At 70.4% G+C, this 17,708-nt stretch carries 12 protein-coding genes; 7 read left to right on the top strand and 5 right to left on the bottom strand.

Annotation, left to right across the window (positions count from 1 at the left end):
* Nucleotides 1-104 precede the first annotated feature (104 nt).
* The gene (locus tag IEY86_RS15045) at nt 105-1,925 is read right to left on the bottom strand and encodes a glycoside hydrolase family 3 protein (protein ID WP_189132191.1); all 1,821 of its coding nucleotides are present in this window, start codon (nt 1,923-1,925) and stop codon (nt 105-107) included.
* A 426-nt stretch (nt 1,926-2,351) separates the two neighbouring features.
* On the opposite strand from IEY86_RS15045, the gene IEY86_RS15040 reads away from it, so the two are divergent.
* The gene (locus tag IEY86_RS15040; protein WP_229698445.1) at nt 2,352-4,397 is read left to right on the top strand and encodes a PQQ-dependent sugar dehydrogenase; all 2,046 of its coding nucleotides are present in this window, start codon (nt 2,352-2,354) and stop codon (nt 4,395-4,397) included.
* Nucleotides 4,398-4,490: 93 nt separating this feature from the next.
* Here the strand turns inward: IEY86_RS15040 and IEY86_RS15035 are convergent, their stop codons facing one another.
* Complete coding sequence (locus IEY86_RS15035) at nt 4,491-5,426, bottom strand: hypothetical protein (RefSeq protein WP_189132190.1); 936 nt, start codon at nt 5,424-5,426, stop codon at nt 4,491-4,493.
* A gap of 229 nt (nt 5,427-5,655) precedes the next feature.
* On the opposite strand from IEY86_RS15035, the gene IEY86_RS15030 reads away from it, so the two are divergent.
* Complete coding sequence (locus tag IEY86_RS15030) at nt 5,656-6,600, top strand: SRPBCC family protein (protein ID WP_189132189.1); 945 nt, start codon at nt 5,656-5,658, stop codon at nt 6,598-6,600.
* 70 nt (nt 6,601-6,670) lie between these two features.
* Here IEY86_RS15030 and IEY86_RS15025 read toward each other — a convergent pair whose 3' ends face one another.
* Entirely contained in the window at nt 6,671-7,459 is a 789-nt protein-coding gene (locus IEY86_RS15025; protein WP_189132188.1) for a sugar phosphate isomerase/epimerase family protein, read from the bottom strand.
* A gap of 220 nt (nt 7,460-7,679) precedes the next feature.
* Here IEY86_RS15025 and recD2 point away from each other — a divergent pair, with 220 nt between their 5' ends.
* The 3 genes from recD2 (at nt 7,680) to IEY86_RS15010 (ending at nt 12,672) form a co-directional block, all read left to right on the top strand.
* A complete protein-coding gene (gene recD2 / locus IEY86_RS15020; RefSeq protein WP_189132187.1) occupies nt 7,680-9,941 on the top strand; it encodes an SF1B family DNA helicase RecD2 in 2,262 nt (753 codons plus the stop codon).
* 150 nt (nt 9,942-10,091) lie between these two features.
* Nucleotides 10,092-11,381, top strand: coding sequence for a citrate synthase (locus IEY86_RS15015; RefSeq protein WP_189132186.1), 1,290 nt, complete (start codon nt 10,092-10,094; stop codon nt 11,379-11,381).
* Nucleotides 11,382-11,928: 547 nt separating this feature from the next.
* Complete coding sequence (locus IEY86_RS15010) at nt 11,929-12,672, top strand: SDR family NAD(P)-dependent oxidoreductase (protein WP_189132185.1); 744 nt, start codon at nt 11,929-11,931, stop codon at nt 12,670-12,672.
* 164 nt (nt 12,673-12,836) lie between these two features.
* On the opposite strand, the gene IEY86_RS15005 is transcribed toward IEY86_RS15010, so the two are convergent.
* Nucleotides 12,837-13,076: a heavy-metal-associated domain-containing protein gene (locus IEY86_RS15005; protein WP_189132184.1), complete on the bottom strand. Its 240-nt coding sequence runs from the start codon at nt 13,074-13,076 to the stop codon at nt 12,837-12,839.
* 376 nt (nt 13,077-13,452) lie between these two features.
* Between IEY86_RS15005 and IEY86_RS15000 the strand changes: the two genes are divergently transcribed.
* Nucleotides 13,453-14,313 (top strand): DedA family protein, encoded by an 861-nt coding sequence (locus tag IEY86_RS15000; protein WP_229698444.1) that lies wholly within the window; start codon nt 13,453-13,455, stop codon nt 14,311-14,313.
* A gap of 153 nt (nt 14,314-14,466) precedes the next feature.
* Here the strand turns inward: IEY86_RS15000 and IEY86_RS14995 are convergent, their stop codons facing one another.
* Nucleotides 14,467-15,147 carry a TetR/AcrR family transcriptional regulator gene (locus IEY86_RS14995; RefSeq protein ID WP_189132183.1) on the bottom strand — a complete coding sequence of 227 codons (681 nt, stop codon included), beginning with the start codon at nt 15,145-15,147 and terminating at the stop codon, nt 14,467-14,469.
* Nucleotides 15,148-15,341: 194 nt separating this feature from the next.
* Between IEY86_RS14995 and IEY86_RS14990 the strand changes: the two genes are divergently transcribed.
* Nucleotides 15,342-17,672 carry an MMPL family transporter gene (locus IEY86_RS14990; protein ID WP_189132182.1) on the top strand — a complete coding sequence of 777 codons (2,331 nt, stop codon included), beginning with the start codon at nt 15,342-15,344 and terminating at the stop codon, nt 17,670-17,672.
* Nucleotides 17,673-17,708: the final 36 nt, after the last annotated feature.

Raw genomic sequence — 17,708 nt, 5'->3', positions numbered from 1 at the left:
GCCCGCGCCGTCCTCTCGCCCCGGCCCGCCATAGAGGTCGGCGGTCATCCCGTTGAGCCCGTTGAGCCCGTTGAGCCCGTGGAGCGCTGGGCCGGACTCGGTGTTCAGTAGGTGAGCCCGTATCCGATCGGGTAGAGCGCCTTCGCCGGGTCGTCGGCCCTGGGCACGGCGACCGGCAGCCTGCCCGTGGGGGAGACCCTGCCGGTCAGCGCCCGCGCGGCCGCCCGCAGGGCGACATCCGTCCATGAGTACGTGGCCAGGGCTGCCTTGATCCCGGGCAGCTGGGCGATGTCGTAGGGATTGCGGACGGCGATCTGCGCAACCGGCTTCCCGGTGTCCAGCAGCGCCTGGACCAGTCCGCGCTGCGTGGACGCGGCGGTGACGTTGTAGGTGAGGACCACGACGGCGTCGGCGGAAGCGGCGGCGGCCACCGCCCGGTCGATCTGCGCCTGGCCGGGAGCGATGCCCGTGGACACCGCGGACGCCGAGTGCCCCAGCTCGCCCAGCGCTGCCGCGACCACGGCCGTCGGCGGGCCCCCGGTGCCCGAGGGAGCCGCCGGGTCGGCGCCGACGACGAGGATCCGGGGGCGGGCGGCGGTCAGGGGCAGCAGCCCGCCGTCGTTGCGCAGCAGGGTGGTGGTCCGCTCGGTGATCCGGTCGGCCGCCGCGAGATGGGCCCGGATGCCCACCGTCCGGTCCACACCCCGGTGGGTGACATAGGGGTGGGTGAACAGGCCCTTGCGCAGCTTCAGCTCCAGGATGCGCGTCAGCGAGATGTCGAGGCGCCGTTCGGTCAGCTCGCCGCTCCGGACCGCCGCCAGGACCGCGTTCCAGGCGACGTCCAGGTCGGGCGGGTTCAGCAGCTGGTCCGCCCCGGCCTTGAGGGCGAGCACCGGAACGCGGTCGTCCCCGTACTTCTGCCGCACCCCCGCCATGCCGAGCGAGTCGGTGACCACGACCCCGTTGTAGCCGAGCTGCCGGCGCAGCACCCCGGTGAGGATCGGCCCGGACAGCGTCGCCGGGTCCCCGGAGGGATCCAGCGCGGGAACGAGGATGTGCGCGGTCATGATGCTGTCGATGCGGTGCGCGACCGCCGCCCGGAACGGGGGCGCGTCCACACGGTTCCACTCCTCCAGGGAGTGGTTGATGACCGGCAGGTCGTAGTGGCTGTCGGTGCCGGTGTCGCCGTGGCCGGGGAAGTGCTTGGCGGTGGAGGCCAGACCCGCGCGCTGGTAGCCGTCCACCTGGGCACCCACGAGCGAGGCGACGGCCTTGGGGTCCGCGCCGAAGGACCGTACGTTGATGACCGGGTTGGCCGGGTTGACGTTGACGTCGGCGACCGGGGCGTAGTTCTGGTTGACGCCCATCGCGGCCAGCTCGCTGCCCGCCACCAGAGCCGCGGACCTGGCGGCACCGGTGCTCCCGGCCGCGCCGAGGGCCATTCCTCCGGGGAAGAGGGTGGCGGGTGAGCCGATACGGGCCACCGCGCCCTGTTCCTGGTCGGTGGAGATCAGCAACGGGATGGGGGTGCGGCCGGTCAGGCCCGCCTTCTGGATGCCGTTGGACAGGTCGGCGATCTGGTGGGGGTCATGGGTGTTGTGCGCCCAGGCGAAGTAGATGATGCCGCCGACGTGGTACTTGGCGATCAGCTCGGCGGCGTCGGCCACGCCGATCTCCTGCTGATTGGCGGCCACGTCCTCGGGGGCCGGACGGGTGGCCGAGGCGCCGTAGACCCGCATCACGAAGAGCTGGCCGACCTTCTCCTCGAGGCTCATACGGCGCACGAGCGCGGCGGCCTTCGCGCGGTGGCCGCCGGCCGCGGCGAAGGCGGGGCCGGCGCCGGCGGCCGTCGCAGCCGAGAGCGCCGCCGTGGCGGTGAGGACCGAACGGCGGGAAGGGCCGCTACATGGCGAGGTGTTGTGCACTGGTGCTCCTTCCGGTCAGGAGGAGTTCGCGCATTCGGGAGGGACGTTCGGTGGAGCGTTCGGTGGAGCGTTCGGTGGAGCCTTCGGTGGAACGCCCGGATGGTTCCTGAAGGAAAGTTCCAGAGAGTCAGATTCGTGCGAAAGTTATTGCCGGTCAATGCTCCGCGCATGCCCGTGGCCCGATGTGTCGCCCGATCAGCTCTGCCCACCGCGACCCGCCGGGCACTCGCGCAGGCCCGCCCGTCGGCCGCTGGCCGCGATCCGCGGGGGAGGCCCAACTTCACGTCATGAAGTGATCCGACCTCTTGACCGCATTAGGAAGGACTCCTTACGGTTCCAATGCTTGGTTCGGACCATCCGCCGCGGTTCGAGCAGAACTTGTCATGCCTGGATCATTCCTGCCTGGATCACTGCGGAGGACACGCGATGCCGAACCGAAGACTCGAAGTCCTGATGGCCACAGGAGCCGTGGCGACTCTCGCCGGAGGGCTCCTCGTCACGGTGGCCGGGACGGGCAACGCAGCGCCCGCCTTGCTGAGCCAGGGCAAGCCGACGACCGCGTCCTCGGAGGGGGGAGCCGACTACGCGGCCAAGAACGCGGTGGACGGCAGCACCACCACCCGCTGGGCCAGCGTGCGCAATGTCGACCCCCAGTGGATCAAGGTCGACCTGGGCGCCGCCAACTCCATCAGCGAGGTCAAGCTCGTCTGGGACCTGTCCTGCGCCACCAGCTACAAGGTGGAGTTCTCCACCGACAACAGCACCTGGAAGAGCGTCTACTCGACCACCACGGGGGACGGCGGGACCGACGACCTCACCGTCTCCGGCAGCGCCCGCTACGTCCGGATGACCGGCAGCGCGCGGTGCCGCCCGACGATGGGCTACTCACTCCAGGAGTTCCAGGTCTACGGCGGCTCGGGCGGCGACACCCAGGCGCCCACCGCCCCGCAGAACCTGCGCTCCACCGGGTCCACCGCCACCAGCGTCGCTCTCGCGTGGGACGCCGCCACCGACAACGTCGGCGTCGCCGCCTACGACATCTACCACGACGGCAACAAGATCGCCGAGGCCGCGGGCACGTCCACCAGCAAGAACGTGACCGGCCTGAAGGCCAACACGCAGTACCGCTTCACGGTCTTCGCCCGCGACGCCGCCGGGAATGTCTCGCAGGCCAGCACCATGCTCCCGGTCACCACCCCGCCGAGCAGCGACACGACCAAGCCCACGGCGCCCACCGGCCTTGCCGTCACCGGCACCACCTCCAGCACCGCCTCGCTGAAGTGGAACGCCTCGACGGACGACGTCGGTGTGACCGGCTACGACGTCTACAACGGCACCACCGTGATCCTGCCCGACGCCAAGGGAACCTCGGCGACCGTCACCGGCCTCGCCGCCGACAGCTCCTACCAGCTGACCGTGCGGGCCAAGGACGCGGCGGGCAATGTGTCCGACCCCAGCAACCAGGTCACCGCCAAGACCCTGCCCGACTCCAGCGGCGACAAGGTCCCCTCCAGCATCAAAACGATCTCCAGCGGCTGGTCGATCCCCTGGGGGCTCGGCTGGCTCCCGGACGGCTCCGCGCTGATCACCGAACGGGACTCGTTCAAGCTCTTCAAACTCACGCAGTCCGGCACCAGGACCCAGGTCGGAAAGGTGCCCAACGTCGTGACCACCAACGGCGAGGGAGGCCTGCTGGGCATCGCGGTGTCGCCCAACTGGGCCGATGACCACTTCATCTACCTCTACCACACCTCCTCCAGCGACAACCGGATCGTGCGGATGACGTACGACGGCTCCGCGCTCGGCGGCTACAAGGTGCTCCTCACCGGCATCAAGAAGAGCACCTTCCACAACGGCGGGCGGCTGAAGTTCGGCCCCGACGGCTACCTCTACGCCACCGTCGGAGAGGCCCAGACGCCGAACCTCGCCCAGGACAAGAACTCGCTCAACGGCAAGATCCTGCGGATGACCGCCGACGGCAAGCCGGCCCCCGGCAACCCGTTCGGGAACTACGTCTACTCCTACGGCCACCGCAATCCGCAGGGCCTCGCCTGGGACCCGCAGGGACGCCTGTGGTCCGCCGAGTTCGGCAACAGCAAGTACGACGAGCTCAACCTCATCGAGCCCGGCAAGAACTACGGCTGGCCCATCTGTGAGGGCAACTGCTCCACCTCCGGGATGACCAACCCGAAGAAGCAGTGGGCGGTCTCCCAGGCCTCCCCAAGCGGCCTGGCCTACTCCGACGGCGCGCTGTACATGGCGGCGCTGCGCGGCCAGCGGCTGTGGCGCATCCCGGTCAGCGGAACGACGGCGGGCACCCCGACCGCGTACTACGTCAACGCCTACGGGCGGCTGCGCACCGTGGAGAAGGTGCCCGGCAAGAGCTCGCTCTGGCTGACCACGACCAACGCGGACAACAACGGCGGGCAGCCGGACGGCTCGGACAAGGCGTTCCAGATCGATCTGAAGTAGACCTCGAAGGAGCGGTCCCCGAAGGGCGTGGCGGTGGGCCGGGCCGGCTTCCCGGCCCACCGCCACGCCGTCCCCGTGTCAGCACTTCCCGTGTCAGAACTTGGGGCCGAGGGGCTGCTCCGGCACCAGCGGCCGGGGCAGCGAGAAGACCGCCACATACCGCTCGGCGCGCAGGCAGCGCACATTCTCCCCGCCGCTCGGCGACGCCGCGAGCCCCTTGCGCGAGACCGCCAGATCCGCGCCCTTCGCCTTGCAGCCGGTGAGCGTGAAGGCGAACCGCCGCTCGCCCGGCTCTTCGGGGCCGGCCTTGGCGAGCTGGCTTCGCACCTTCTTGTCCGTGCCCGAGGGCAGTGCGCTCAGGAAGTCCTTGAGCGCACCGGGCTCCGTGACCTCGGCCTTCTTCTCCGGTCCGGCCGCGGAGGCCTTGTCCAGACGGGTGAACGCCGCCAGCTCACCAGGGCTCGCCGGGTCGGGCTTGTCCCTCTCCGACCCGAAGACGGGGTGCTTGGGCAGCTTGGCGAGCGGGACCTCGAACACGCTCACGGCCTTGTAGGGCCGCAGGCACTCCGACGGGGGCTTGGGGCGGTCGACGAGGCGGACGCTCAGCCGGTCGCCGTCGGCGAGGAGCTGTGTGCTGCCCGCCTGGCTGCAGCCGGTGGTGGTGACGTAGGCCACCAGGGCGTTGCGCTTGAGGTCGGTGCCCATCGTCTTCGCCTCGATCTCCCGCTCCGCCTTCGCGTCAACGCGGGCGCCCGCGAACCACCCGGGCAGCAGGGCGCGCTCCTTCTCGGTACGCACGACCGTGTGAAGGTCGTGCGGCACGCCCAGGTCCTTGGCGAAGTAGACCAGCCGTGAGTCGATGCGCCCGGACGGGCCTGATGAGGACCCGGCTCCGGCCGAGGAGTCCTGCGATCCCTGGGCCCCGGACCCCTTGCCGGCAGGGGCCGGCTCGTTGCCGCACGAGACCGCGGCGGCGGCGACCGCCACGAGCAGGGCCGTCCAGACGGTGGTTGCATTTCGTCGTCGCATGCCGATCCGACGTGAGTGGGCCCGGAAGGGTTCCACCGGCGCGGGGAATCGGGACAGGCAGTAGGTCGTCACCCCTCCATCCTTCGGATGGAGCCATGGCGTTCGCACGCTCCACGCCCGGTTCGGCATACGGTTCAACGCATCGGACGCAGCGATTTCGAAAGAATTGTCCTTCGGAGCCGCCGCGCCTCGAACAACCCATGGAACGGCCCGTCGAAGGGGACGGCTCATGCTCGAGCACATGCGGTCGCGTCAGCATCCGTATCCGGAGCCGGCGAACCTTCCGCCGCCGTTGTTCGCCACGCGCAGGAGCGGCATGGGCCCCCGGCGCCTGGCCGCCGTGCTCGGGGCGCTCGTCTGCGCCGCCGGGGGCTACCGCTTCCTGCACGCGTTCGGCCTGGAGCGGACCACGCTGTTCTTCCTGGGGCTGCCCGCGCTGATGGCGGCCGCGGTCGTCCTCGTCGGACCCGTCGCCGGATCGGCGTGGACGGCCGCGGTGGCGGTCACCTTCGGACTCGTGGTCGCGGGTCCCCTGTTCAACGTGGGCGTGGTCTCGCTCCTCCTCGCCGCGCCGCTGTTCTACCTGGTGGCGGTGGGGTTCGCCGTCGCCTGCGGGAGTCGGCGGGGGCGGGTCGTGACCGTGCTCCTGCTGGTGGCGCTGGGCCTGGAGGGATTCGCCTACACCCTGCCCCGCAGCACCGCCGTCGTGGTCTCCCACACCGTGAACGGCACCCCCGAGCAGGTGGAGCAGGCGCTCGCCGTGCCGCCGCACTTCTCGGCTCGACGGCCTGCCGTGCTCCGCCTGGGCTTTCCCCGGCCGGTGGTCGAGCGCGGGGGCGGGCTCGCGGTCGGCGACCTGCGGACCGTGGAGTTCAGCCCGCACAGCCCGTTGGGACTCGGGGTGCAGCGGGGACCTCGGGCCCTTCGCTTGCGGGTCGAGGACCACACCGCGCGCCGGGTGCTCTTCCGCGTTGTCGAGGACACCGCACTGGACGAATGGTCGGACCTCCGGGGCGCGGAGGTGACCTGGCAGCCGCTCACGCCGGGGCAGACCCGGGTGACGTGGAGGCTCGACTACGGGCGTGGGTTCGACCCGTCGTGGTACTTCGGCCCGGTTCAGAGCTACGGCGCACAGCAGGCCGCCCGGTATCTCGCGGACTCGTTCGCCCCGTAGCGGGCGGGAACGAGACCGGCGGGGGAGGAATCCGGCGGGGGAGGAGTCCGGGTGGGCCGCCCCGGGGGCCTCACATGGTGAGTTCGCGCAGGTACTGGGCCGCCTCGCCGAGCAGCGGCGGGTACGGGGCCGCGTGCGGATACCAGGCGGCCTCGTACTCCCAGCACAGCCAGCCCTGGTAGCCGCCCGAGGCCAGCGCGTCCACGCACTCGCCGATCGGCAGCACCCCGTCGCCGAGCGCGAGCGGGGTGGTGTCCTCGTAGCTGGCGATGTCCTTGACCTGCACATAGCCGAGGTACGGGGCGCAGGCCGCGAAGGAGTCCGCGGGCTGCTCGCCGCCGCGCCAGGTGTGCATCAGGTCCCAGATGATGCCGGCGCCCTCGTAGCCGACCCTCGCCAGCACCCGGGCCGCGTCGGCGGCGCGGCTGTGCGAGTCATGGGTCTCCAGGAGCACGCGCACCCCGTGCTCGGCGGCGAACGGCGCCACCGCGGCGAGGCGGCGGGCGGCGTTGTTGTCGGCCTGCTCGCGCAGAAGCTCGCCGCCGCCGGGGAATACCCGGACGTAGGAGGCGCCGAGGTCCGCCGCCAGCCGTACGTGCGCGCGAACGTCCTCCAGCACCGGCTCGTCGTCCCCCGGAGCGGCCACTCGGCTGTAGGCGGCGATGGTCAGGGGAACGAGCTCGGCGGCGGCGAACTGCTCGACCACCTTCGCCCGTTCGGACGCGTCGAGGGCCGCGGTGACCGGCTCCCCTTCCCTGGCGCGCAGCTCGACGCCCTGGAACCCGTTGTCGTTGGCGAGCTTCAACACCGCGTCCAGGGCGAGTCCGGGGACGCCGAGCGTGGAGAACGCTAGCTTCATGCGGGGAATCTAGACCTGCCGTCAGGGCCTGGGAAGGGGATCACTCAGCTTCTTAGGCGCGCTGTCCGCAGCGCCCGTGCGTGAAGGGACCGCGGGGCATCCGCGGGCTCCCGAGGCTCCGACCCGGAAGGGGTTTTCCACAGGGCCTGACGTGCTGTCCGCCCTCGGCGGTAACGTCGGTCCCCACTCGGACTTTCCACGGAGGACAGGGGGCGCGGCCATGGGGGCTGGGCAGCCGCGCGGGGCCGCGGACACCGGCGCGGGGCCCCGCTTCGCCGTCGTCGAGGGCGTGCTCGAGCGGATCACGTATGCGAATGAGGAGACCGGCTACACCGTCGCCCGCGTGGACACCGGCCGCGGCGCGGACAACCTGCTGACGGTCGTCGGGGCGCTGCTCGGAGCCCAGCCCGGCGAGTCCCTGAAGATGCACGGCCGGTGGGGCTCGCACCCGCAGTACGGCAAACAGTTCGCCGTCGAGCACTACGAGACGATGCTCCCCGCGACGGTGCAGGGCATCAGGCGCTATCTGGGCTCGGGGCTGATCAAGGGCATCGGCCCGGTGATCGCCGAGCGGATCGTCGCCCACTTCGGCACCGAGACGCTCGACGTCATCGAGCAGCGGCCGAAGCGCCTGATCGAGGTGCCGGGCCTGGGCCCGAAGCGGACGAAGATGATCGCCGCCGCGTGGGAGGAGCAGAAGGCGATCAAGGAGGTGATGGTCTTCCTCCAGGGCGTGGGGGTCTCCACCTCCCTCGCCGTTCGTGTCTACAAGAAGTACGGCGACTCATCGGTCTCGGTGGTGAAGGACGAGCCGTACCGCCTGGCCGCCGATGTGTGGGGCATCGGCTTCCTCACGGCGGACAAGATCGCCCAGGCCGTCGGCATACCCCACGACAGCCCTCAGCGGGTGAAGGCGGGACTGCAGTACGCGCTGTCGCAGTCCACCGACAGCGGGCACTGCTATCTGCCCGAGGAGAAGCTGATCGCCGACTCGGTCAAGCTCCTCCAGGTGGACACCGGGCTCGTCATCGAGTGCCTGGCCGAGCTGGTCGCCGAGGAGGGCGTGGTCCGCGAGGACGTCCCCGATCACGACGGGCAGCCGGTCAAGGCGGTGTACCTGGTCCCGTTCCACCGCGCCGAGATCTCGCTCGCGGCCCAGCTCCAGCGGTTGCTGCACGCCGAGAAGGACCGGATGCCGGGCTTCGCCGACGTGGACTGGGACAGGGCGCTGGCCTGGCTGCGGGAGCAGACCGGGGCGGATCTGGCCCCGGAGCAGGAGGCGGCGGTCCGGCTGGCGCTGACGGAGAAGGCCGCCGTGCTCACCGGAGGACCCGGCTGCGGGAAGTCGTTCACCGTCCGCTCCGTAATCACCCTGGCCCGTGCCAAGAAGGCCAAGGTGCTGCTCGCCGCGCCCACCGGCCGGGCCGCCAAGCGGCTGGCCGAGCTCACCGGCTGCGAGGCCTCCACGGTCCACCGCCTCCTGGAGCTGCGGCCGGGCGGGGACGCCGCCTACGACCGGGATCGGCCGCTGGACGCCGATCTGGTCGTCGTGGACGAGGCGTCCATGCTGGACCTCCTCCTGGCGAACAAGCTGGTGAAGGCCGTGCCGCCGGGGGCCCACCTGCTCTTCGTGGGCGATGTCGACCAGCTGCCGAGCGTGGGGGCTGGGGAGGTGCTGCGCGACCTGCTCGCCGAGGGCAGCCCGGTGCCCTCCGTGCGTCTCACCAAGATCTTCCGACAGGCCCAGCAGTCGGGGGTGGTGACCAACGCCCACCGCATCAATGCCGGGCTCCAGCCGGTCACCGACGGCATGCGGGACTTCTTCCTCTTCGTCGAGGACGACACCGAGGAGGCCGGTCGGCTTACCGTGGATGTAGCGGCACGCAGGGTTCCGGCGAAGTTCGGGCTCGACCCGCGCCGCGATGTGCAGGTGCTCACGCCCATGCACCGGGGCCCGGCGGGTGCCGGCGCGTTGAACGGGCTGTTGCAGCAGGCGGTCACGCCTGCCCGGCCGGACCTGCCGGAGCGGCGCTTCGGCGGCCGGACCTTCCGGGTCGGCGACAAGGTCACCCAGATCCGCAACAACTACGAGAAGGGCGAGAACGGCGTCTTCAACGGGACGGTGGGCGTCGTCACCGCGCTCGACACGGAGAACCAGCGGCTCACCGTGCGCACGGACGAGGACGAGGAGGTGCCGTACGACTTCGATGAGCTGGACGAGCTGGCGCACGCCTATGCCGTGACGATCCACCGCTCGCAGGGCAGCGAGTATCCGGCAGTAGTGATTCCGATCACGACGGGAGCGTGGATGATGCTTCAGCGGAATCTGCTGTATACCGCTGTAACACGGGCGAAACGTCTGGTAGTGCTCGTGGGATCGCGCAAGGCCCTCGGCCAGGCCGTCAGGACGGTATCCGCAGGTAGACGCTGTACGGCATTGGATCACCGGCTCTGCGCGGCCCGTGCGGTCCAGGTCCGGTGAATGGCTCGGCCGTGCACGGCCTCGGGGGCACTGGGTGCCATCGTAAGGCCCCTCCGGCGACCCCGGGTGCACGCTTCGGCGCCAAATGGGGGAAGGTAGTAAGCAGTCAGGGCACCTCGAAGAAGAGGCAAATCGTCGGTGAGGGATGACGTGAGCGACAACTCTGTAGTACTGCGGTACGGGGACAGCGAGCAGAGCTATCCGGTGGTCGGGAGCACGGTCGGTGACAAGGGCTTCGACATCGGCAGGCTCCGGGCGGACACCGGTCTGGTCACGCTGGACAGCGGCTTCGGTAATACCGCGGCCTACAAGTCCGCCATCACCTACCTCGACGGCGAACAGGGCATACTGCGCTACCGGGGCTACCCGATCGAGCAGGTCGCCGAGCGCGGCAGCTTCCTGGAGACGGCCTACCTGCTGATCAACGGCGAACTGCCCACGGTGGACGAGCTGGCGGTCTTCCAGAACGAGATCACCCAGCACACCCTTCTGCACGAGGACGTCAAACGTTTCTACGACGGGTTCCCGCGCGACGCGCACCCGATGGCGATGCTCTCCTCCGTGGTGAGCGCCCTGTCCACCTTCTACCAGGACAGCCACAACCCGTTCTCCGAGGAGCAGCGGCACATCTCCACGGTGCGCCTTCTCGCCAAGCTTCCGACGATCGCCGCGTACGCCTACAAGAAGGCCATGGGCCACCCGATCGTCTACCCCCGCAACGACCTCGGCTACGTCGAGAACTTCCTCCGGATGACGTTCTCCGTGCCGGCCCAGGACTACGAACTCGACCCGGTCGTGGTCAACGCGCTGGACAAGCTCCTCATCCTGCACGCGGACCACGAGCAGAACTGCTCGACCTCCACCGTCCGCCTCGTCGGCTCCAGCCAGGCCAACCTGTTCGCGTCCATCTCCGCCGGTATCAACGCGCTGTGGGGCCCGCTGCACGGCGGCGCCAACCAGGCGGTGCTGGAGATGCTCGAGGGCATCAAGCGCGACGGCGGCGACGTCGACTCCTTCATCCGCAAGGTGAAGGACAAGGAGGACGGCGTCAAGCTCATGGGCTTCGGCCACCGCGTCTACAAGAGCTTCGACCCGCGTGCGCAGATCATCAAGGCCGCCGCGCACGATGTCCTCTCGGCGCTGGGCAAGTCCGACGAACTGCTGGACATCGCGCTCAAGCTCGAGGAGCACGCGCTGGCCGACAGCTACTTCGTCGAGCGCAAGCTCTACCCGAACGTGGACTTCTACACCGGCCTGATCTACCGGGCCATGGGCTTCCCGACCACGATGTTCACGGTGCTGTTCGCGCTCGGCCGCCTGCCCGGCTGGATCGCCCACTGGCACGAGATGATCAAGGAGCCCGGCAGCCGTATCGGCCGTCCGCGCCAGGTCTACACCGGCGTCGAACTGCGGGAATACGTTCCCGTCGAGGCCCGCTGACCGCCGCACAGCCTTAACGGAACAGCCTTAACGGAACAGCGGTAACGGAACAGCGGTAACGGAACAGCCGTACAAACGAGGCGCCCCGCACCGGATCCCCCCACGGGTCCGGTGCGGGGCGCTTTCAAGCCCCGGATACGGATCCCCCCACGGGTCCGTGCCGGGCGTTTCCGAGGACCAGCGGCCCTCCTCCGCGTCGCCGGGACGGGAGCCTTCCAGGAGGGCCGCTCAAGCTCCCTGGTCACTCCGCCCCGGCGTTTGCGAGTGTGGACCGTCCCCCAAGACAGTCCACGCCACCTCACCGGATCCGCCGGGGTTCCGGTGGCAGGCGGTGCCGTCGGCGCCGGGCGCGCGGCGTGCCTGCACCTGCTAAGACCACCGTACCGGCCGAGGGGTTACGTTCCGAGAGGTGTGATCTGCGTCTCTTATGTTGTCGGTCGGGGCCCGTGCGAGCAGCGGATTCGTATCGCGTAGCGTGGTCTGCCCCCGGGCGCGAACGGCGTTGTCCGGCATGGGTGTTGATTGTACGAAGAGCGTGCGAGGTGCGATGAGCGAGGCGGCTGGCCGCAGCGTCGTGGTGGCGGGCGGAGGCACGGGCATCGGGCGCGCGGTCGCTCGGAAGTTCGCCGAGGCGGGTGACCGGGTGGTCATCGTCGGCCGCCGCCGTGACGTGCTCCGGGCCACGGCCGAGGAGCTGAGGGCGCCCGGTGGTCCCGATGTGGTCCCCGTCGTGTGCGACCTCGCCGACCCGGACGCGGTGGAGGCCTCCCTCGCCTCGCTGCCCCGGACGATCGATGTCCTGGTCAACAGCGCCGGCAGCCGCGAGCCCGTCCTCAGCGGGGGGCCGCACGCCGTGCTGGCCCGCTGGCGCGGCGACTTCGAGCGCAATGTGCTGACCGCCGTCCTGCTCACCGACTCCGTCCGCGACCGGCTCACCCCCGAGCGGGGCCGTGTCGTCACCGTCTCCTCGGTGGCGGCGCTGCGCGGCGGGGACTCCTACGGGGCCTCCAAGTCCGCCCTGCACGCCTGGAACCACTCCCTGGCCGCCCAGCTCGGCTCCCGCGGGGTGACCGCGAACGTGGTGGCGCCCGGAACGATCGAGGGCACGGGCTTTTGGGGGGACCGGCTCGACGACGCCGAGCTGACCCGCCGCGCGGGGCGCACCCTCGTCGGGCGGGTCGGCCGTCCCGCGGACGTGGCGGCGGCCGTGTTCTTCCTCGCCTCGCCGGACGCGGGCTTCATCACCGGTGAGATCCTCAACTGCAACGGCGGCGAACTGCTCGGGCGGTGATGCCGCCTGCCCGAGCGTGTCCGGGCTTGAACGCGACGGGGCCCGGATGCGTCCGGGCCTGCGTCTGCGGGCCTGCGTCTGCGCCCTGAGCGTGTCCGAGCGTGTCCCGGCCCGGGCATCTGCGGGCCTGAGCGTTTTTCGCCCCGCGTGTCCGGAACCGGAGCTCAGGCGCGTCCGACCAACTCATAACCGGCCTCGTCGACGGCGGCGCGGACGGCGTCCTCGTCCAGGGGTGCGGTGGCGGTCACCGTCACCCTTCCGCTCTTGGCGTCGGCCTCGACGGAGGTCACCGCGGGCAGGGCGGCGATCTCCTCGCCGACCGCCTTCTCGCAGTGTCCGCAGGTCATGCCGGAGACGGAGTAGACGGCCGTGTGGGTCCCGGTGGCGGCGGTGGAGCTGTTCATGGGTCCTCCGAATGTCTCGTGCGAGTGTCTCGTGCGAATGTCCGGCGATGGCAGGTTATGACTGTCCGGTTGTACGGATACCCCCTCACTCTATACCCCTGGGGGGTATGTCCGTCGGAGGATGCCGGCTCGGCGCGCCGATCTTCGCGGCCGTGGGTGCCGTTCCAGCGGAATGCGACCGGCGTCTTAGGTGTTCTTGATGGCATACCTCCATGGGAGGTCTTCGGTGTCATCCCCCAGTAGGGGATGTCCCCCGACGCCCCCCGCTCGGCCGTAATGCGATTGACGTGCTGATTTTTCACCTGACAGCGTGACCTCAGCGGCGTGGCGGAGGTCCGGGGGAGACACGGGACCGCAGGGGCGGAAGGAGGCGGGCGTGGGCTGGCTCTCGACGCTGTCCGAGCTGTCGGCGTTCGACTTCACCGAGCCGTTGGCGACCCACCTCGGCGGCAACGCTCTTCTGGCGTACGGCATCCTCGGCGTCACCACGGCGCCCCCGCTGATACCCAACTCCGCGATCCTGGTCACCGGCGGCGTCCTGGCCGCTCGCGGAGATCTCAACATCCTCGCCGTACTCGCCGTGGTCGCCATGAGCGCGGTCCTCGGCGACATGCTGATCCACCGCGGCGGCGCCGCCATGAGCAACAGCGTGCTCAGCCGTGTCTACCGCCGGCCGCGCCGCCGGGCACTGATGGAATGGGCGGCCCTGCGGATAGAGCGGCATGGCGTCCCGTTCGTCATCGGTATGCGATTCCTGCCCAGCGGCCGTGTCTTCGGCGGCCTCGCCGCGGGCGTCATCCGCTTCCCCGCCCGCCGGTATCTGTTCGGGGCGCTCATCGCCGAGGGCGTCTGGGCGAGTTACTCCGTGGGCCTGGGCTACTTCGGCGGCCGGGTGACCTCGAACTCCTTCTACGCCGTCGGACTCGGCATCGGCGTCTCCGCCGCCGTGGCCACGATCGGCGCGGTCGCCCAGTGGGCGGCCAGGCGCCGCGACCGCAAACGGCCGGTGGCGGTCGGCGATCACCGTCTGCCCACGGTCCCCGCGGCCCTGGGGCCGCCGGCCAGACCGGGGCCGGTGGGTCCCGCCGTTGTGCCTTCCACGCCCTCGCCCGGTGGGCCCGGCTCTGGCTCTGGCTCTGGCTCTGTATCCATATCTGGATCTGGATCTGGATCTGGATCTGGGCCCGAACCTCGGCCCGAGGCCGGGCCCTCGGCGAGGACGGGCCGGGCGTCGTGACGGGACGAGGGCGCTGACAGGATGAGGACGCTGACGGGATGAGGACGCTGACGGGACGAGGTCGCTGAGGGGACGAGGGCGCTGACGGGCCGCTCTGATGGCGCCGGGCGTGTCCGGGCGTGTCCGAGGACGTCGGCCCGGTCGCCGGGTCCGTCAGGCCCGGCCCGCCGTGCCGCGCACCGCTTGCGGGCGCAGTGCGGGGGCGTCCTCACCCATGATGGGCTCCAGATAGCCGTACAGCAGCTTCTTCAGCTCCGGGACCAGTGCGTGCCGCTCCGCCTCGTCCTCCTTCTCGAACATCGCCTGGAGCACGCCCTTGAAGGTGTGCCAGCAGATGTCGGCGGTCCGGTCGAGTGCGCTCCGCTCCAGTTGCGGCGCGCGGCCGGCGAATATCGTCTTCACCTGGTCGAGGATCGCCTTCTCGAGCAGGTCGTGCTCCTCGTCGAAGCGCTGCGGCATGTCAGGACCGTGGAAGAGGGCGAAGCAGACCGGGTTCTCCAGGTTGAAGTCGACGAGCGGATCGATCACCCGGTCGAGCAGTTCGCGCAGGCCCAGAGCTGAGTGGTCGAGCGAGAGCGCGGTGCCGTGCACATTGCGCATCTCGATCACCAGGCGCTGCGAGAGAGCGTCGCCGATCGCCTCCTTGTTGGGAAAGAACTGGTACAGCGTGCCGGGGGAGACCCCGGCCTCGCGGGCGATGGCGTTGGTGCTGGCCGCCCGGTACCCGACGCTGCAGAACACATTCGCCGCGGCGTCGAGGAGCTGTGCGATCCGCCGCTCACCCCGGGCCTGCCGACGGCGTGGTTTGTCGCCGCCCGACCGTGCTTCGCTCACGCGTATCCCCAACCTGCCGGATCACTGTTGACAAACGCGAGCGCCCGCTCGCATTCTTGGGAAATGCGAGCGGCAGCTCGTGTTTGCCAGTCTATGGCAACGGCGAACCGATGACGCCTGCCCTGAAGCGCTGACCAGCGCGACAGACCGACCGGCAACCGTCACAGGTTCCAACGGGGAGGGGACACCGAACGATGCCCGATGTCAACCACGACCGTGACGGGGACGGTGGCGCGGACCGCCGCCGACCGGTCCCGGAGGCGGTCGAGAGGCCGGTCCCCGAGCCGATCCGCGGGTGGAGCCGTGCGGCCACCGCCAAACCGCGGCTGAGCCTGTTGCTGGCGCTGCTGTTCGTCGTCTTCGCCGTCGTCGCGGGCAGCGGAGTCGCCGATCACATGAAGAGCGGCGGCTGGGAGGCCCCCGACTCCGAGTCGGCGTACGCGTCGGCCGAGCTCGACAAGCTGTTCCCCTCCGCCCGGCCCAATGTCGTCCTGCTCGTCCGAGCCGACGGGGGAGCGGACTCCCCGGCAGCGGCGGGCGAGGGCAAGGAACTGGCGCACCGGCTCGCCACGGAGAAGTCCGTCGTCGGCGTCACCTCCTACTGGGACACCAAGGCGCCCGCTCTGCGCGCCAAGGACGGCGGCCAGGCACTGATCGCCGCCCGCGTCGAGGGGGATGACAACGAGGCGGGCAAGGTCCTGGAGCGCATCCAGCACACCTACGAGGGCAAGCACGGCAGACTCGATGTCTCCTTCGGCGGTATCACCGCCGTGCGCCATGAGATGCAGCAGACCATCCAGGACGACCTGGTGGCCGCCGAGGCCATAGCCCTGCCGATCACCCTGGTGCTCCTGGTGATGGTCTTCGGCAGCGCCGTCGCCGCCCTGCTGCCCCTCGGCGTCGGCATCGTCGCCATCCTGGGCACCAATGCCATCCTGCGCGGGCTGACCACCTTCACCGATGTCTCAGTCTTCGCGCAGAATCTCACCACCGCCCTGGGTCTGGGCCTCGCCATCGACTACGCCCTGTTCATCGTGCGGCGGTTCCGCGAGGAGCTGCCGGGAGCGCCGGGCCCGCGCGAAGCCGTGGCCGCCACGCTGCGCACGGCCGGGCGCACGGTTCTCTTCTCCGCCCTCACGGTCGCCGTCTCGCTCGCCGCGATGCTGGTCTTCCCGCAGTACTTCCTGCGCTCGTTCGCCTACGCGGGCATAGCCGTGGTGCTGCTCGCGGCCTCGGCGGCGCTGATCCTGCTGCCCGCCCTGCTCTACCTGCTCGGCGACCGGGTCAACGCCTGGGACCTGCGCAAGCTGGTGCGCGGGCGCCGCAAGGACCGGCCCGAGCGCGAGCAGGGCACGGGCTATGCCCGCCTGGCGCGCACGGTGATGCGCCGGGCCCCGCTGTTCGCCATCGCCACCACCGTCGGCCTGGTGGTGCTGGGAGTGCCCTTCCTGGGTGTGCAGTTCGGCAGCGCCGACGACCGCCAGCTTCCCTCCACCGCGCAGTCCCACATCGTCCAGCAGCACATCCGCGAGGACTTCCCCGGCAGCCCGGACAACGCCATCGAGGTGCTCGCCCGGGGAGCGGTCGGCAAGGGCATGCCGGAGTACGCCAAGAGGCTGTCGGAGCTGCGCGATGTGCTGCGCGTGGAGAGCCCGGCGGGCACCTTCGTCCAGGGCACCCGCGCGGGTGAGCCGGGACCGGGCGACGCCGGGCGGGCATCCGGCGGCGCCGCCTATCTGACCGTGCTCCCGAAGGGGGAGGCGTTCGACACCTCCACGCAGAAGGTGGTGGACGCCGTGCGTGCCGAGCACGCGCCCTTCCAGACCTCCGTCACGGGTTCGGCGGCCACCATCGTCGACAGCAAGCAGGCCATCGGCGACCGGCTGCCCTACGCCCTGGCGATGATCGCGGTGACGACGCTGGTACTGGTCTTCCTCCTCACCGGCAGTGTGCTCATACCCATCCAGGCGGTCGTGCTCAATGCGCTCAGCCTCACGGCGATGTTCGGCGCCGTGGTGTGGGTCTTCCAGGAGGGACATCTGTCGGGGCCGCTGGACTTCACCGCCACGGGCACCATCGAGACCTCGCTGCCGGTGCTGATGTTCTGCCTGGCCTTCGGGCTGTCCATGGACTACGGCGTGTTCCTCCTGTCGCGGATCAAGGAGGAGTACGAGCACACCGGCGACCACGAGCGAGCGGTGGTCTTCGGAGTGCAGCGCACCGGAGGGCTGATAACCGCGGCCGCCGTGATCCTGGCCGTCGTCCTCGTGGCGATCGGCACATCACGGGTGGCCAACACCAAGATGCTCGGCCTCGGAGTGGCGCTGGCCGTGCTGATGGACGCCATGGTGGTGCGGGGTCTGCTGGTCCCGGCGGTGATGCGCCTGACCGGCAGGGCCACATGGTGGGCACCGGCGCCGCTGCGGCGGCTGCACGACAGATTCGGCATCAGCGAGGGCGGCGCACCGCCTCCGGCGGCACCGGAGGTGGACGCCCCCGAGCCCGAGTTGGCCCGGACCACGTGACCGGGCGCGGCGGGCAGCCCGGAGCTCCGATGGGGA

This window comes from Wenjunlia tyrosinilytica (assembly GCF_014646055.1).
Classification (GTDB): domain Bacteria; phylum Actinomycetota; class Actinomycetes; order Streptomycetales; family Streptomycetaceae; genus Wenjunlia; species Wenjunlia tyrosinilytica.
Note: the sequence above shows the minus strand (reverse complement) of the source record. Positions and strands in the feature narration are given on the sequence as shown.

Coding starts and splice junctions, on each gene's coding strand:
- IEY86_RS15040 (WP_229698445.1), top strand. CDS start 2,352: ATGCCGAACCGAAGACTCGAAGTCCTGATGGCCACAGGAGCCGTGGCG.
- IEY86_RS15030 (WP_189132189.1), top strand. CDS start 5,656: ATGCTCGAGCACATGCGGTCGCGTCAGCATCCGTATCCGGAGCCGGCG.
- recD2 (WP_189132187.1), top strand. CDS start 7,680: ATGGGGGCTGGGCAGCCGCGCGGGGCCGCGGACACCGGCGCGGGGCCC.
- IEY86_RS15025 (WP_189132188.1), bottom strand. CDS start 7,459: ATGAAGCTAGCGTTCTCCACGCTCGGCGTCCCCGGACTCGCCCTGGAC.
- IEY86_RS15035 (WP_189132190.1), bottom strand. CDS start 5,426: ATGCGACGACGAAATGCAACCACCGTCTGGACGGCCCTGCTCGTGGCG.
- IEY86_RS15010 (WP_189132185.1), top strand. CDS start 11,929: ATGAGCGAGGCGGCTGGCCGCAGCGTCGTGGTGGCGGGCGGAGGCACG.
- IEY86_RS14990 (WP_189132182.1), top strand. CDS start 15,342: ATGCCCGATGTCAACCACGACCGTGACGGGGACGGTGGCGCGGACCGC.
- IEY86_RS15005 (WP_189132184.1), bottom strand. CDS start 13,076: ATGAACAGCTCCACCGCCGCCACCGGGACCCACACGGCCGTCTACTCC.